Source organism: Micromonospora sp. MGP-C2 (assembly GCF_057766525.1).
On sequence record NZ_JBYMEN010000002.1, the window covers coordinates 4,319,299 to 4,334,152 of the forward strand.

Sequence of the window (14,854 nt, forward strand, 5' to 3'; positions counted from 1 at the left end):
GCCTAACGATCGTTCAGGTCGTTATGGCGAGGGAGTCGGCGTGACGCTCGACGGTGAGGCACTGGAGCAGCTGCGCAAGCGGGCCCGGTCCGGCGGCGCGGACAAGTACCACGCGGCCAACGCGGCCAAGGGCAAGCTGTTCGCGCGAGAGCGGGTCGCGCTCCTGGTCGACGAGGGCTCCTTCGTCGAGGACGGCCTCTATGCCAACACGATGGCCGAGGGGCTGCCCGCCGACGGGGTGGTCACCGGCACCGCCACGATCGACGGCCGACAGGTCTGCCTGATGGCCAACGACTCCACCGTAAAGGCCGGCAGCTGGGGCGCCCGCACCGTCGAGAAGATCATTCGGATCATCGAGCGGGCGTACGGCGCCGGTGTGCCGATGGTCTACCTGGTCGACTCGGCCGGCGCCCGGATCACCGACCAGGTCGACCTGTTCCCCGGCCGCCGTGGCGCCGGCAAGATCTTCTGGAACCAGGTGCGCGCCTCCGGCTCGATCCCGCAGGTGTGCGCGCTGTTCGGCCCGAGCGCTGCCGGAGGGGCGTACATTCCGGCGTTCTGCGACGTGGTCGCCCTGGTCGACGGCAACGCGAGCATGTATCTGGGCTCGGACCGGATGGTCGAGATGGTCACCGGCGAGAAGACCACCCTGGAGGCAATGGGCGGGGCCAAGGTGCACACCGCCGAATCCGGCGTCGGGCACTTCCTCTGCAAGACCGAGGCCGACGCGCTCGACGTGGTGAAGACCTACCTGTCGTACCTCCCGGCGAACTGGACGCAGGCGCCGCCGAGCGCCCCTGCCGTCGCCGCCCCGGCCAAGGCCGACCTTGCCGCGCTCGTGCCGGCCAGCGAGCGGCAGGCGTTCGACATGCGGCGCTACGTCAAGGGTCTGCTCGACGAGGGTTCCTTCTTCGAGATCCAGGCCCTCTGGGCCAAGGAGCTGACCATCGGCTTCGGCCGACTCGACGGCCAGGTCGTCGGTGTCATCGGCAACAACTCGATGTTCAAGGGCGGCGTGCTCTTCGTCGACTCGGCCGACAAGGCGACCCGGTTCGTGCAGCTCTGCGACGCGTTCAACGTGCCGCTGCTGTTCCTCAGCGACGTACCCGGCTTCATGGTCGGCAGCGTGGTGGAGAAGCAGGGCATCATCCGGCACGGCGCGAAGATGATCACTGCGATCTCCGAGGCGACGGTGCCGAAGATCTGCGTGGTGGTCCGCAAGGCGTACGGCGCCGGCCTCTACGCGATGGCCGGTCCCGGGTTCGAGCCGGACGCCACGATCGCGCTGCCGACCGCGAAGATCGCGGTGATGGGGGCCGAGGCCGCCGTGAACGCGGTCTACGCCAACAAGATCGCCGCCATCGCGGACGAGAACGAGCGGGCCGCCTTCGTCGCCGCGAAGCGGGCCGAGTACGAGCAGGACATCGACGTCGTCCGCCTCGCCAGTGAGCTGGTGGTGGACGCCATCGTCGAGCCGCAGGACCTGCGCACCGAGCTGGTCCGTCGGTTCGCGGCGGCGCGTACGAAGGACCGGCACTTCTCCCGCCGTCGGCACGGCGTCACCCCGGTCTGATCCTCGATCCGGGCACCCCACAGCGACCCGCCCCGGCGTCACGAGCGCCGGGTGGGACCGTCCTTACAGGAGGATGAGATGGACTTCCGGCTCACCGACGAACAAACGGCGCTGCGGGACAGCGTGCGGGACTTCGCGCGCGAGGTGGTCGCCCCGGTCATCGCCGAGCACTACGAGCAGCACACCTTCCCGTACGAGGTGATCCGGCAGATGGGCAAGATGGGCCTCTTCGGCCTGCCCTTCGGCGAGGAGCACGGCGGCATGGGCGGCGACTACTTCGCCCTCTGCCTGGCTCTGGAGGAGATCGCCCGGGTCGACTCCAGCGTGGCCATCACGCTGGAGGCGGCGGTGTCATTGGGCGCGATGCCGATCTACCGCTTCGGCACCGAGGAGCAGAAGGCGACCTGGCTGCCCAAGCTGCTCAGCGGCGAGGCGCTGGCCGGTTTCGGTCTCACCGAGCCGGGCACCGGCTCCGACGCCGCCGGCACCCAGACGCGGGCGGTGCTGGACGGCGACGAGTGGGTGATCAACGGCTCGAAGGCGTTCATCACCAACTCGGGCACCGACATCACGGCCATGGTGACAGTCACCGCGGTGACCGGCACGAACCCGGACGGTTCCAAGGAACTGTCGACCATCATCGTGCCGACCGGCACGCCCGGGTTCACAGTGGCGCCGGGCTACTCCAAGGTGGGATGGACCGCCTCGGACACCCACGAGCTGACCTTCGACGACTGTCGCGTGCCGGCTGCCAACCTGCTCGGTGCACGCGGCCGGGGTTTCGCCCAGTTCCTGCAAATCCTCGACGAGGGCCGGATCGCCATCGCCGCGCTGGCCGTCGGCCTCGCCCAGGGCTGCGTCGACGAGTCGATCAAGTACGCGAAGGAGCGGCACGCCTTCGGCCGGCCGATCGGCGCCAACCAGGCGATCCAGTTCAAGATCGCCGACATGGAGCTGAAGGCGCACACCGCCCGGTTGGCCTACTACGACGCCGCCGCCCGGATGCTGGCCGGCGAGCCGTTCAAGCGGCAGGCCGCCATCGCCAAGCTGCACGCCAGCACGATCGCCGTGGACAACGCCCGGGAGGCCACCCAGATTCATGGCGGGTACGGCTTCATGAACGAGTACCCGGTGGCCCGGTTCTGGCGGGACTCCAAGATCCTGGAGATCGGTGAGGGCACCAGTGAGGTGCAGCGCATGATCATCGCCCGCGATCTGGGCCTCTGAGAGATCCAGTCGGACACCCGCACCGGGTGGGCCGCCAGTACGGCTGTCGGGTTTCGGCGGGTGGGCGTCAATAGCCCGACGTTCGACTGCCGAGCGTCGGAGTCGATCCGTACTCTTCGTGCCCATGACTCCGGATCATGATCGGTCGCGGAGCCCGGCTGGTCGTACCGCCCTGTCGGAGCTGCTCCGCGAGCATCGACGCGCCGCCGGCCTGACCCAGGCCGAGCTGGCGTCCCGGGCCGGGGTGGGTGTGCGGACGGTGCGTGACCTGGAGCGCGGTCGGGCGGTCCGGCCGCAGCGCACCACAGTGGACCTGCTCGCCACGGCGCTGGCGTTGACCGACACCGGCCGGGCGGCGTTCCTGGCCGCGGCCCGCGGCTCCGCCGGTGAGCTGGTCCGCCCGGACACCACCTCGCCGGCGCTCGCGGTCAGCGGCAGAGCCACGTCCGCCGACCGGCCGGTCAACCTCCCACCACCGGTGACGCTGATCGGCCGGGACCCCGACATCACCGAGCTGACCGGAATGCTGACGGCGGAGCGCGGGCCCCGGCTGGTAAGCCTGGTCGGGTTGGCCGGGGTCGGCAAGACCGCCCTGGCGACGTCGATGGCGCACGTGGTGGCCTCGGCCCACCCGGCCGGCGTGACCGGGGTGCTGATCGGCGAGGGCTCGGACGGGCCGGACGTGCTCGCCGCCTCGATGTCGATGCTCGGCGCGGCACGGCTACCGGACCTGGTGGCCCGGCTCGCCGGGCAGCCGGCGCTGCTGGTGATGGACGCGGTGGAACGCGCCCCGGGGCCGGTGGCCGCGACGCTGCACCGGCTGCTCGCGGCCCTGCCCTCGCTGCGGGTGCTGGTCACCGGACGGCACCCGGTTGGCCTACCCGGCGAGCGGGTCTGGCCGGTCTCCCCGCTCGACGTGCCGCCACCGGACGCCGAACGCTCCGGGCTGGCCACGCTCGAATCGTGGCCGGCGGTCGCGTTGTTCACCGCCCGGCTCGCTCAGGTCCGCCGGGAGACACCCACACCCGACGAGCTGCCAGCCCTTGCCGCGCTGGTTCGTCGCCTGGACGGGCTGCCGCTGGCCATCGAGCTGATGGCCGCCCGGGGCCGGCTCCTCGACCTCACCGAGCTCCTCGACCGTTACGGCGACCGGGTGCTCGACCTCGCCACTCCCGCCGATCCCCCCGTCCACCCCGGTTGGGACGCGTTGGACGCGTTCACCGCGGGGTCGCGCCGCCCGGAGACCACCCCGGCGGTGGCCACGGTCACCCTGCGCGACGCGGTGGCGACGAGCTACCGACTGCTGGCGCCGGACGAGCGGGCGGCGCTGCGGCAGCTCGCCGTGTTCGGCAACCGCTGGTCGGTGGAGTTGGCCGAGGAGATGCTCGCCGACGAGGCCGACCGGGACGGCACGGTGGCGATCGATCCTGTTCCGCTGTTGGACCGGCTCGTCGAGCTGGGGCTGCTGGGCGTACGCGGCACCGGGCCGTTCCGGTTCCGGCTGCTCGACGCTGTCCGTGACTATGCCGTGGAGCAGGCGGCCGGCGAGGGTGAGCTGACCTGCATCCGGCGGCGGCACGCGGAGGTGATCGCGCGGTTGGTGGCACGGACCGCGATCGACCTGATCGGCCCACGAATGTCCGACGCGGTGCACCGGCTGGACGAGATGAGCAGTGACATCAGCTCGTCGCTGTCCCACGCGGCCACCGACGACCCGTTGACCGCGCTGCGACTGGCGGCCTGTCTGACCCGCTGGTGGCGGTTCCGTGGGCGCGACGTCGTCGGACGACAGTGGCTGCACCGGCTGCTGGCCGACCCGCGTACCGCCGACGCCGATCCGGTCCTGCGTGGCTGGGCCGCGCTCGGGGTTGCCCGGCTCGCGGCCGAGCACGGCGCGAGCGCCGAGGAACTGCCGACGGCGCGCGCGGCGTTGGACACCTTCCTGGAGGCCGGCGACGTCACCGGGGAGTTGCAGGCTCGCACCGTGCTCGGCACCCTGTTGATCTCCGTCGGCCGGCACGACGAGTCTCGCGAGCAGGCCGAGGTGGTGCTGCGGCTGGCCGCCCGCAATGGGCGGACCCGCGACCTGGCGGTGGCCCAGAACAGCCTGGCCTGGCACGAGATCCGGGTCGGTGACCTGCCTGCGGCCCGACGCCGGCTCGCCGCGGTGGACCGGCTCGCCGCCGAGAGTGGGGAACAGCGGCTGCGGGTGCTGGCCTGGGCCAATCGCGCCGAGGTCGCCCGCCTGGAGGGCTGGTACGCGGACGCCGTCGACCATGGTCGGCGGGCGATGGCGGGGTTCTCCGAGCTGGGCGATCCCGGGCACCGCCGCCGGGTGCTGGGAACGGTCGGGTTGTCGCTCGCCCAGGACGGGCGTGCTGCCGAGGCGACCGAGGTGCTCACCGAGCTGCGTACCGGGGTGACCGAGGCTGCGGCGGCCGGGTCGGGGCGGGTCCTGCCGCGACCGCGCTCCGGTGACGCGGCACTGCCCTGGGGTGGACCGGACGCCGGGCTCTGCGCGCTGATCGAGGGGAATCTCGCGCTGCACCGGGGTGACCGGGAGTTGGCTGCCGAGTGGTTCGCCGCCGCCGCCGATGAGGCGGGCCGGGATCGCCGGGACGTGGTGGAAGCGCTGGTGGGGCTGGCCGCGAGCACTGCCGACCCGGCAGTGCTCGACCGGCTCGCCCGGGCCTGCCAGGAGAGCGGCATCCAGCTGCTGCCGCAGGAGACGGGACTGCTCTACGCGTTGACCACCGCTCGGGAAGGGCCGGCGGCCCAGTAACCCGGACCGTGTCGGCAGCCTCGGGCGCGCCCGAGGACGACCGGGGGTGAGAGAGTGGCGCGGGCGAAGAGCCCCCTTGGTGCTACCCCTCGCTGATCGCCCGCGCCGTCACCCCCCGGTGATCCCCGGTGCTCGAAGCCTGCCACCGCTGCGACGGCAGAAAGCCGGCTTCGCCCGGATCATCCAGCTTGGCTCAGCCAGTTCTGCCGGTCTTTCTGCCGGTGCTGTCACCCCGCCCACCCTCGCGTGTGCTCAGGACCGGGCGGCGTCGGTCTGCTGCTCGAAGCTGGTGTCGTCGCTGCCGGCGGTGGCGCACGGATGCGCGGCGTCGCGGACCCGGCGCAGCCCGTCGAGAAGGGCCGCCAGTGCCTCGGGGTCGAGTTGGCCGGTGAACCACTGCTCGATCATCTGCAGATGCCCGGGCAGCGTCTCGTTCAGTCGCTGCATCCCGGCGGCGGTGACCACCGCATACGAGCTGCGCCGGTCGCTCGGACAGGCGCGCCGGGTGAGCAACCCGTCACGTTCCATCCGGTCCACCACCCGGGTTACTCCGCTGGTCGACAGGGAGGTCTGCGCGGCGAGGTCGGTCATGCGTAGCTGGTTGCCCGGTGAGCGGGCCAGACGGGTGATGACCTCGAACTCGACCGCGGAGAGGCCGTGCTCTTCGAGTTGGGCGTTGAACCGGGCTGAGAGCCCGGCGTGTGCCTCGAAGAGCAGGCCGACGGCGGTGATCCGGGGATCGTCGAAGACGTTGGTCACCGGTTCATCGTAGCAGTACTTGACACGGGGAATATTGCAGTGGTTATAGTTGCTCAGGCAGTCGTTGGGCTACTAAACAATCTCCTGGAGGACAGCAGCATGACCAGCAGCATCGATGCGGTTACCCGCGACTGGGACGGCCTCACCATCCCGGCGGCCGGCACCTACGCGCTGGACGTGGCGCACAAGCGGGTTGGCTTCGTTGCCCGGCACATGATGGTGAGCAAGGTTCGCGGTGAGTTCAACGAGGCGACCGCCACCATCACCATCGCCGAGGACCCGCTGCAGTCGTCGGTCGTCGCGACCATTCAGGCGGCCAGCATCGACACCACGCAGGCCGACCGGGACGCACACCTGCGCAGCCCCGAGTTCCTGGACTCGGAGAAGTTCCCGACGCTCGAGTTCCGCAGCACCGGGGTCAAGTCCCGTCGTGGCAACGAGTTCGTGCTCACCGGTGAGCTGAGCATCAAGGACGTCACCCGCCCGGTCGAGCTGGAGGTGGAGTTCGAGGGTGTCGGCCGCAGCCCCTTCGGCCAGGACATCTTCGGTTTCTCGGCGAGCACCGAGATCGACCGCGAGGAGTTCGGCCTGACCTGGAACGTCGCCCTGGAGACCGGGGGCGTGCTGGTCAGCCGCAAGATCAAGATTGAGATCGAGGGCGAGGCCGTCCGTCAGGCCTGATCCCTCCCGGATCAACCACGCAGGGCCCGCGCCGCACGTCGGCGCGGGCCCTGCGTCGTCTCTGACATCCGATGCCGAGGTCGTGGTAATTGTCACGAGTTGTTCTCACCGCCATCGGGTCCTGGCGGCTGGCGGCGGGGTACAGATGGCGCCACGAGCAGCGTCCGCTCGGGTCGATGTCGGATCACCGCCATCGGCCTCTGGCCCCGGTCAGGTGGGCGCTCTTACCGTGATGGTTCACAATGCGCTTCCGGGACGGCAGGATCCCGACCGCGCCGGTTGTCGGGAGGACACCACATGGGCAGGGACGTCTCGCAGGGCGCCTTCACCCGGGATGATCGCGTCCGGTACCGGCAGAAGGTGCGGCGGTGCCTGGACGTCTTCGCCCTGATGCTGGACGACTTCGGGTTCGACGCCGACCGACCGATGACCGGCCTGGAGATCGAACTCAACCTGGTCGACTCGGCGGCCGAGCCGGCGATGCGCAACGAGGAGATCCTCGCCGACATCGCCGACCCGCTCTTCCAGACCGAGCTGGGGCAGTTCAACCTCGAACTCAACGCCGAGCCCCGGCTGATCGAGGGCGCCGGTTTCGCCGAATACGAGCACGACCTGCGCGGCAGCCTGTCCCGGGCCGACGAGCGAGCGGCCAGGTCCGACGCCAAGATCGTTCTGGTCGGCATCCTGCCCACCCTCACCGAGGGGCACCTGGTCGAGGACAATCTCTCCACCAACGAGCGCTACCGGGTGCTCAACGACCAGATCGTCGGCGCTCGGGGCGAGGACATCGAGCTGGACATCCGTGGCGTCGAACAGCTCCGCACGCACACCGACTCGATCGCCCCCGAGGCCGCCTGCACCAGCCTCCAGTTCCACCTCCAGGTGGCACCGGACAGCTTCGCCGACTACTGGAACGCGTCCCAGGCCATCGCCGGTGTGCAGGTGGCGGTCGGCGCGAACAGCCCCTTCCTGTACGGCCGCCAACTCTGGGCCGAAACCCGGATCGCCCTTTTCCAGCAGGCCACCGACACTCGTCCCGATGAACTCAAGGCTCAGGGCGTACGGCCCCGGGTGTGGTTCGGCGAGCGGTGGATCACCTCGATCTTCGACCTGTTCGAGGAGAACGTCCGGTATTTCCCGCCGCTGCTGCCGATCTGCGAGGACGAGGACCCGGTGGAGGTGCTGCACGCCGGCGGTGTGCCGCAGCTCGGGGAGTTGAGGTTGCACAACGGCACGGTCTACCGGTGGAACCGCCCGGTCTACGACATCATGAACGGCCGCCCGCACCTGCGGGTGGAGAACCGGGTGCTCCCGGCCGGTCCGACGGTGGTGGACATGCTCGCCAACGCGGCCTTCTACTTCGGGCTGGCCCGCGGTCTGGCCGAGTCGGACCGCCCGATCTGGAGCCAGCTCACCTTCAGCTCCGCCGAGGAGAACTTCCACGCCGCCGCCCGACGTGGCCTCGACGCCGTGCTGCACTGGCCCGGGCTCGGTGAGGTGCCGGTCACCAAGCTGGTGCTGGAGCAGTTGCTGCCGACCGCCGCCGTCGGCCTGGACGGGTTCGGTGTCGCCCCGGCCCAGCGGGACCGGCTGCTCGGCATCATCGAGCAGCGCTGCCGGACCGGCCGCAACGGTGCCGTCTGGCAGACCGAGGCGGTCTGGGCGGCGGAGCGGCGGCACGGCATGGACCGGAAGGACGCGCTGCACCACATGGTCCAGCGCTACGCGGAACTCCAACGCACCAACAACCCGGTCCACACCTGGCCAGTCCCCTAACCCCCCATCCCGCCCCCCACCCGCGCCGCCCACCCCCCACGAGCGTCGATCATGAAGTTGTTGCCACGACACGCCGCGTGGGATGGCAACAACTTCATGGTCAACAGAGCAGGGCAGTCCTCAGTCCGTCGTGGGGCGGGTGGCGCGGCGGGTTGAGCGGGTGCGCCGGGCGCTTGACGTCGGATCCTCGGTGGGGGATGGGGCGACAACCGGGACGTCCGGGTTCACGCGTGGTGCGGGCACCCTGGGTGTCGGACCCTCGTTCGGCGGGGAGACAGCCTTAGTTGCCTGCGGTGCGGTGTCGGCCCTGCTGCGCCGACCAGTGGTGCGGGTCGACGAGTCGGTGGCCGGTGGCGCGGGATCGGCTTCGGCGACCGCAGTGGGCGTGGCCCGGGCGGTCGGAGTCGGCCCGCCGTCGGTAGCCGGGGTCAGTTCGGGCTCAACGGTCGAGGTCGGGCCGGTGGTCGTACCCGGCGAGGCCGCGCCGCGGTGCGCCGCCCGGTGCCGGTCGGCCCGCTCGGCGAGGACGGCGGCCAGCACCGAGCCGCCGACCCCGGCGATCACCGCGTACGGGGCGATCAGTTGGGTGGACAACTGTGCGGGGCCCAGCGTCGACCAGTGCGGCAGTGTGGTCAGGTAGGCGAGCGCGACGAGCACCGGGCCGGCAGCGCCGGAAGCTGCCGCGCCGACGCGGTGCCCGGCCGGGCGGGCGGCCCGCCGGGCGGCCAGCAGACCGATCAGCAGCGCGGGTACGAGTGCCAGCAGCGCTCCGGGCCAGTAGAGCTGGTCACCGATCCAGTACCGCGAGTGGTCCGGGTCGAGCTGCCAGGTGCCCAGTTGAGCACCGGTCAGCCCTCGCCCGACGCGTACCCCGTCAATAACCGAGACCACCGCGAGCAGCCAGAGCCAGGCGGCCGTCGCGGTCACGTTGACCGCGGCTGCCCGGGAGCGGAGCGCCCAGATCGCGACGAGTACGCCCAGCAGGATGCCGAGCGTCGCCTGGACGGCGGCGGTCCGTTGCGGTGCGCCGGTGTCCGCGCCGGTCGCGACCCGGGCGGGCACGGCGATCAGCAGCACCGTCACCAGGCCGCCGATCCCGGCGCCGAGCGCGAGGGCGACCCGGCGCAGCAGACCGCCACGGTCGTCGGGCGCGGCCACCTTGCTCGCGTGGGGGTCGGCGGCAACGGTGGCAGGTGGAACTCCGCCACTCTGGGTCACCTGCTCCGGCACGGTGGCGGGGCCCGTCACCTGCGGCTCGGCCGTCGTCGGTGTGGCGCGTTGGTGCAGTCGCTGCGCGCAGACCGCGCCGAGGACCGTTGAGCTGGCAGCGAGCCAGGTCGCCCAGGCGAGGCCATCCGCCCAGGCGGTGTCGGTGGCCCCGGCATCGGTGGGCGTCCAGGTGATGACGCCCAACCCGTAGCCGAAGCCCAGTTGGGCGGCGCCCGCGCCGGCAGCGACCCCGATCGCCGTGGCGATCGACACTCCCCAGCCCTGTCTGGCCATGCCGGGCAGCGTAACGTCCCGTCGTCGGCGCGGCGAGTCGCACGACCCGCCGGTATGAACGGCCCGGCGCAACAGGTTGGGCGACGGGCGGTACGGTCGCCGGTGATGAGGCGGTGGGCGGTATGACGGACACGAACACGGGCCGACAGGATGCCGTCGGTGGTCAGGACGGCGGCGGCGCCGGCCGGGCCAGCGTGCTGCTGGGCGGTGGGCTGGCCGCTGTGCTGCTCGCCGCGGTCGGAGCGACGGGCGGTTGGCTGCTGGCCGGCGAGGACGGCGCATCCTCGGGGGATCCGTTGGCGGTCGCGACGACCGGTTCGCCGACCAGCCGGGCCACCGCTTCACGGCCGAGCACCGGCCGGGCCACACCGTCGGCCATCCGGACCTCCGCCACCGCGACCAAGGGTGCGGATCTGACCGTGCCACCGGTGATCGGCACCGACTTCGTGCAGGCCCGGGACGCGTTGCGCAAGCAGCGGCTGGGCTGGCGGTTGGTCTTCGGAGGCGGCACCGGCCGTACGGTCGAGAGCACCTCACCAGCCGTGGGCACCGAGGTCACCCGGGGCACGACTGTGCAACTTCAGGTGTCCGGGCCGGCGCCAGCGGCCGAGGTGCCGGACGTGGTCGGGGACAACTGCGACAAGGCCGTCAACGAGTTGATCGACGAGGGCCTCTACCCGCGTTACGTCAGTGGACGCAGCGGTAAGGTCACCCGGCAGGAGCCGGCCGAGGATGGCCCTGCCCGCTGGAACGACGAGGTCAGCATCTGGTGTGGGGCGGACGCCCCGAACAGCCGACCACGAAACCCACGCCCTGACCTCGGTGCGAGCTGATTCTCGGCGGCGGCTTGCGCGGCCCCGCCGCGGGTCGGTTGGCCGCGACCGGCGCGACTCGACACGCTGATCCCCACCGAGGGCGCTACGGCCGGCTAGGTTGACGGTCCGAGGGCCATGACGCCCGTCCGGTCCGGGAAGGGACGAGCGATGAGCGACGACCGCCAGGAGCCTCCCGCCGGCGAGCACGACGACGACCGGACCCGCCCTCTGCCACCGGCCGACCGGCCGGAACCACCGCAACCGGCTCGACCTGCCCCTGCGCCGGATGAGACCGCACCGGTCACTCGGCCTGCGGTTCCGGATGAGACCACACCGATCGACCGCACCGAGCCGGCTGGTCCCGCCCTGTCGCCGGACCAGACCATGCCGATCGACCGTTCCGCCGGGACGCCGTCGGGCGCCCCGAGCGACCAGACCATGCCGATCGACCGTTCCGCCGGTACGCCGTCGGGCCCGTCGAGCGACCAGACGAGGCGGATCCCCGCCGAGTCGCCGAGCGCGCCGCCGACCCCGCCGTCGTGGTCTGGACGGGCCGAGGTGCGGCCGCCCCGGTCGGCGGAACCCGCCGGGGAGTGGTACGTGGAGGAACAGGGCGGCCGGCGATGGTGGCTGCCGATCCTCTGGGGTGTGCTCGCGTTGCTGCTCGTCGCCCTGCTCGGAGGGGCCCTCTGGCTGGTGCTCTCCAGCCGGGAGAACGATCGGGACGACCCCGGGTCCACCCCGTCACTCCCGTCCGCCAGCGCGACCAGCGCCGCGCCGACCAGCGCGTCCCCGACCTCGGCGGCGCCGACCAGCGAGACGCCGAGCAGTTCGGCGACCAGCACGGCACCGGAGGAGGTGCCGGTGCCGCCACTCGCCGGCCTGCCGCAGGCCACCGCCGAGGGGTTGCTGGACCGGCTCGGCCTGGCCCACCGGGTGGTGTACCGGCCGTCGGAACTGCCGCCGGGGACCGTGGTGGGCACCGAGCCGGAGGCGGGCACGTCGGTGTCGACCGACGACGAGGTGTTGTTGGTGATCTCCCAGGCCCGACCCTCGACCGGGGCGAGCCCGACCACGGCGCGCCCCACGGTGACGAACACGCCGTGACCGGTGGTCACCACATCCGACGGCGGGTGCCGACCAGGCCGAGGCCGGCCAGCGAGATGGTGAGGCCGAAGATTCCGGACCAGAACAGGGAGCGGCGGACGTCCGTCGCGGTGTGTCCGGCCGGGGCTGCTTCGGTGAGTTCCTGACGCCCGTCGGACTGGCCGCCGGCACCGTGGCCGGCCGCCGGGGTGGTCGGGTCGGCAACTCCGGCGTGGCTGCTCCGAGCATCGGCGCCGATCCAGCCGGGGTCGTCGCGCACCGATGGATCTGCGTCGGACGGAGGGTCGACGTCGACCACGGTGATCTCCGGTGCGGGCACCGGCGCGGTCAGCCGGGTGGACGACATCGCTGGGTCGCGGACGAGGACCAGCAGTGTGGCCATCGCCCCGAGGAGGGCGAGTAGTCCGAATGCGTAGGCGATACGGGAGCGGTGGTGCCGCCGCAGGGCGGGCTGATTGACCATGACCATCCCAGGGTCAGGGTCCTGGACGTGCGGGTGGAACGGTGCCGGGGTGGGCGTACCGATTCTATGGCGACGGCACGCCCACCGGCGGCGGATCGGGTCGGTCAGCCCACCCGGAGTGGGGTACGGGCGACCGGCCGCCGGGCCCGCACGGTGTGCGGACGGGGCTCGGGGGCGGCCTGCAGCTGCTCCAGCCCGGCCCGCTGGACGAAGATCGAGCGTCGGTTGACCGCGTCGCCCGCGGCGTTCAACTCGTAGCCGTCGAGCCAGAGCCAGCCGTCATAGGTGGGCCAGTCGAGGACCCGGATCACCCGGAACTTGATAGGCCTGAGGAACTGGACACTCGCCGCGCGAGTCACGTGCAGTACGTCACCGGTGCGGGGAAGCACATGGGCTCCTGGGGAGGATCGGCCGGCCGTGGTGCCGGCGGTGCCTGAACGGGGGACGTCTCGGCCGGCGACGGGGTCGTGCCTCGTGAACCGGTGGTGCGGATGGTGGTGGTCGGGCCGTACTCCGCTGGTGACGTGCCGCCACCCGACCACCACCCGACTGCTTCCGGGAACCGCGCCCGCCGCCGCAGCTTGCCGGCTTGCAGCGGCGGGGTCATCACCCCGGAGCAGGTCTGGGTATCGTCGGCCGGGTCCGCGTCGTGTCCGGCTTCCCCGGCTCGGTGGGGTAACCACTCCGAGGGACCGGACGGAGACGCTGAGTGATCCGTGCCATACGGACAGACTGCATCAGGGACGTGCTTCATGCAAGTTGCACGTCGACTTTTGCCGATACGTGAGCGTGTCGCGCGAATGGCCTATTGAAGCCATCCGCGTCCGGACGGCACACTGAGGGCCGGTATCGCCCGTCGCGGCCGGCCGAGGACCGGCACCACCCCCTTCGTCGCGAACGCTCGCCGGTCGACGGTCGCGCCCCCGGCGGGTGTCACCCAGTGGCGCGTGACCGGAGGTAGCCCGAGTGGGGTCGAGCAGCCAGCGGCGGAGACCAGTGGCGCACGGGTTGCGCCATGAGTGAGAGGCGCAGTCCCACCATCAGACGGCGACGGCTCGGTGCCGAGCTACGCCGCCAGCGGGAGTCCGCCGGAATCACCATCGAGGTGGTCGCCGAGCAGTTGGAGTGCTCCGCCTCGAAGGTCTCCCGGATCGAGACCGGCCACACCACAGCCACCCCTCGCGACGTGCGGGACATGCTGCGGATCTACGGCGTGGTCGGCGCCGAGAGCGACGAGCTCGTGCAGATCGCCCGGGAGGCGCGCCAGAAGGGCTGGTGGCACCCGTACAGCACGGTGCTCGTCGGCGCGTACGTCGGGCTGGAGGCGGCGGCGAGTTCGATCCGGGCATACGAGCAGCAGGTCGTGCCGGGTCTGCTGGAGACCGAGGAGTACGCCAGCGCCATGATCCGCGCCGCTCGGCCGGACTTCACCCCCGACCAGGTGCACCAGAGAGTGCGTGTCCGTCTGGGCCGTCAGTCGTTATTGACCCAGGACGATCCGGTCGATCTGTGGGTGGTGCTCGATGAGGCGGTGGTAAGTCGGCCGGTGGGCGGGGACGAGGTGATGCGCGGCCAGCTCAAGCGGTTGGTCGAGGTGGCCGAGTTGCCGAACGTGACGCTGCAGATCCTGCCGTTCGAGGTTGGTGCGCATGCCGGCATGGACGGCACTTTCACGATCCTCAGCTTCCCTGAGCCCGGTGATCCGGATGTTGTGTACGCGGAGAACGCCACGGGTGGGCTTTTCCTCGAGAAGAGCGACGAACTACAGAAGTACAGCTTCATCTTCGATCACATCCGCGCTGCGGCCATACGTCCGGAGGAGTCCGTCGCACACATCGCAAAACTGGCAGAGGAGCCGTTGTGGAAATGGCGACCAAGGGGTTCCCCGTGAACCTGGCGCAGGCAGCATGGTTCAAGAGCTCGAAGAGCGGGCCGAACTGTGACAACTGCGTGGAGGTGGCATACGTGACGGGGGCGGTCGGAGTGCGGGACTCGAAGGACAAGGCGGGCCCAGCCCTGGTCTTCGCGCCGGGTGACTGGCACGCCTTCGTCGCCGGCACCCGGGGCGGTGCGTTCGGCGTGGCCTGACCGAGTGGTCAACAAGGTCCCCGTCCGGTCCTCCGGACGGGGACTTTGCCACGGCCGGGGAAAAGCCCTGGTGGGAGGCC

General features: G+C 71.3%; 13 protein-coding genes. 9 read left to right on the forward strand and 4 right to left on the reverse strand.

Annotation, left to right across the window (positions count from 1 at the left end; genetic code table 11):
* Positions 1 to 40 precede the first annotated feature (40 nt).
* The 3 genes from AC3CF1_RS19765 to AC3CF1_RS19775 all read left to right on the forward strand — a co-directional run bounded on the left by AC3CF1_RS19765 (position 41) and on the right by AC3CF1_RS19775 (position 5,582).
* The gene (locus AC3CF1_RS19765; protein ID WP_488451005.1) at positions 41 to 1,573 is read left to right on the forward strand and encodes an acyl-CoA carboxylase subunit beta; all 1,533 of its coding nucleotides are present in this window, start codon (positions 41 to 43) and stop codon (positions 1,571 to 1,573) included.
* A 78-nt stretch (positions 1,574 to 1,651) separates the two neighbouring features.
* Entirely contained in the window at positions 1,652 to 2,800 is a 1,149-nt protein-coding gene (locus AC3CF1_RS19770) for an acyl-CoA dehydrogenase family protein (protein ID WP_488451006.1), read from the forward strand.
* A 124-nt stretch (positions 2,801 to 2,924) separates the two neighbouring features.
* Positions 2,925 to 5,582 carry an ATP-binding protein gene (locus tag AC3CF1_RS19775; protein WP_488451007.1) on the forward strand — a complete coding sequence of 886 codons (2,658 nt, stop codon included), beginning with the start codon at positions 2,925 to 2,927 and terminating at the stop codon, positions 5,580 to 5,582.
* A gap of 252 nt (positions 5,583 to 5,834) precedes the next feature.
* Here AC3CF1_RS19775 and AC3CF1_RS19780 read toward each other — a convergent pair whose 3' ends face one another.
* The gene (locus AC3CF1_RS19780; protein WP_099849546.1) at positions 5,835 to 6,341 is read right to left on the reverse strand and encodes a MarR family winged helix-turn-helix transcriptional regulator; all 507 of its coding nucleotides are present in this window, start codon (positions 6,339 to 6,341) and stop codon (positions 5,835 to 5,837) included.
* Positions 6,342 to 6,440: 99 nt separating this feature from the next.
* Between AC3CF1_RS19780 and AC3CF1_RS19785 the strand changes: the two genes are divergently transcribed.
* Together AC3CF1_RS19785 and AC3CF1_RS19790 are read left to right on the forward strand one after the other, a co-directional pair.
* The gene (locus AC3CF1_RS19785) at positions 6,441 to 7,022 is read left to right on the forward strand and encodes a YceI family protein (protein WP_088950838.1); all 582 of its coding nucleotides are present in this window, start codon (positions 6,441 to 6,443) and stop codon (positions 7,020 to 7,022) included.
* A 297-nt stretch (positions 7,023 to 7,319) separates the two neighbouring features.
* Entirely contained in the window at positions 7,320 to 8,798 is a 1,479-nt protein-coding gene (locus AC3CF1_RS19790; RefSeq protein ID WP_141912009.1) for a glutamate-cysteine ligase family protein, read from the forward strand.
* Positions 8,799 to 8,918: 120 nt separating this feature from the next.
* Here the strand turns inward: AC3CF1_RS19790 and AC3CF1_RS19795 are convergent, their stop codons facing one another.
* The gene (locus AC3CF1_RS19795; protein ID WP_488451009.1) at positions 8,919 to 10,301 is read right to left on the reverse strand and encodes a hypothetical protein; all 1,383 of its coding nucleotides are present in this window, start codon (positions 10,299 to 10,301) and stop codon (positions 8,919 to 8,921) included.
* Positions 10,302 to 10,423: 122 nt separating this feature from the next.
* Here AC3CF1_RS19795 and AC3CF1_RS19800 point away from each other — a divergent pair, with 122 nt between their 5' ends.
* Positions 10,424 to 11,134 carry a PASTA domain-containing protein gene (locus AC3CF1_RS19800; RefSeq protein WP_488451010.1) on the forward strand — a complete coding sequence of 237 codons (711 nt, stop codon included), beginning with the start codon at positions 10,424 to 10,426 and terminating at the stop codon, positions 11,132 to 11,134.
* A gap of 150 nt (positions 11,135 to 11,284) precedes the next feature.
* The gene (locus AC3CF1_RS19805) at positions 11,285 to 12,223 is read left to right on the forward strand and encodes a PASTA domain-containing protein (protein WP_488451011.1); all 939 of its coding nucleotides are present in this window, start codon (positions 11,285 to 11,287) and stop codon (positions 12,221 to 12,223) included.
* A gap of 7 nt (positions 12,224 to 12,230) precedes the next feature.
* On the opposite strand, the gene AC3CF1_RS19810 is transcribed toward AC3CF1_RS19805, so the two are convergent.
* Together AC3CF1_RS19810 and AC3CF1_RS19815 are read right to left on the reverse strand one after the other, a co-directional pair.
* Positions 12,231 to 12,692: a hypothetical protein gene (locus AC3CF1_RS19810; RefSeq protein WP_354982181.1), complete on the reverse strand. Its 462-nt coding sequence runs from the start codon at positions 12,690 to 12,692 to the stop codon at positions 12,231 to 12,233.
* A 98-nt stretch (positions 12,693 to 12,790) separates the two neighbouring features.
* The gene (locus tag AC3CF1_RS19815) at positions 12,791 to 13,075 is read right to left on the reverse strand and encodes a hypothetical protein (RefSeq protein WP_088950844.1); all 285 of its coding nucleotides are present in this window, start codon (positions 13,073 to 13,075) and stop codon (positions 12,791 to 12,793) included.
* Between the two features lie 626 nt (positions 13,076 to 13,701).
* Here AC3CF1_RS19815 and AC3CF1_RS19820 point away from each other — a divergent pair.
* Together AC3CF1_RS19820 and AC3CF1_RS19825 are read left to right on the forward strand one after the other, a co-directional pair.
* Entirely contained in the window at positions 13,702 to 14,577 is an 876-nt protein-coding gene (locus AC3CF1_RS19820; RefSeq protein WP_088950845.1) for a helix-turn-helix domain-containing protein, read from the forward strand.
* Positions 14,553 to 14,774 carry a DUF397 domain-containing protein gene (locus AC3CF1_RS19825; protein WP_088950846.1) on the forward strand — a complete coding sequence of 74 codons (222 nt, stop codon included), beginning with the start codon at positions 14,553 to 14,555 and terminating at the stop codon, positions 14,772 to 14,774. Before AC3CF1_RS19820 ends, AC3CF1_RS19825 begins: the two co-directional genes overlap by 25 nt.
* Positions 14,775 to 14,854 lie beyond the last annotated feature (80 nt).

Coding starts and splice junctions, on each gene's coding strand:
- AC3CF1_RS19785 (WP_088950838.1), top strand. CDS start 6,441: ATGACCAGCAGCATCGATGCGGTTACCCGCGACTGGGACGGCCTCACC.
- AC3CF1_RS19825 (WP_088950846.1), top strand. CDS start 14,553: ATGGCGACCAAGGGGTTCCCCGTGAACCTGGCGCAGGCAGCATGGTTC.
- AC3CF1_RS19775 (WP_488451007.1), top strand. CDS start 2,925: ATGACTCCGGATCATGATCGGTCGCGGAGCCCGGCTGGTCGTACCGCC.
- AC3CF1_RS19810 (WP_354982181.1), bottom strand. CDS start 12,692: ATGGTCATGGTCAATCAGCCCGCCCTGCGGCGGCACCACCGCTCCCGT.
- AC3CF1_RS19800 (WP_488451010.1), top strand. CDS start 10,424: ATGACGGACACGAACACGGGCCGACAGGATGCCGTCGGTGGTCAGGAC.
- AC3CF1_RS19805 (WP_488451011.1), top strand. CDS start 11,285: ATGAGCGACGACCGCCAGGAGCCTCCCGCCGGCGAGCACGACGACGAC.
- AC3CF1_RS19820 (WP_088950845.1), top strand. CDS start 13,702: ATGAGTGAGAGGCGCAGTCCCACCATCAGACGGCGACGGCTCGGTGCC.
- AC3CF1_RS19790 (WP_141912009.1), top strand. CDS start 7,320: ATGGGCAGGGACGTCTCGCAGGGCGCCTTCACCCGGGATGATCGCGTC.
- AC3CF1_RS19795 (WP_488451009.1), bottom strand. CDS start 10,301: ATGGCCAGACAGGGCTGGGGAGTGTCGATCGCCACGGCGATCGGGGTC.
- AC3CF1_RS19770 (WP_488451006.1), top strand. CDS start 1,652: ATGGACTTCCGGCTCACCGACGAACAAACGGCGCTGCGGGACAGCGTG.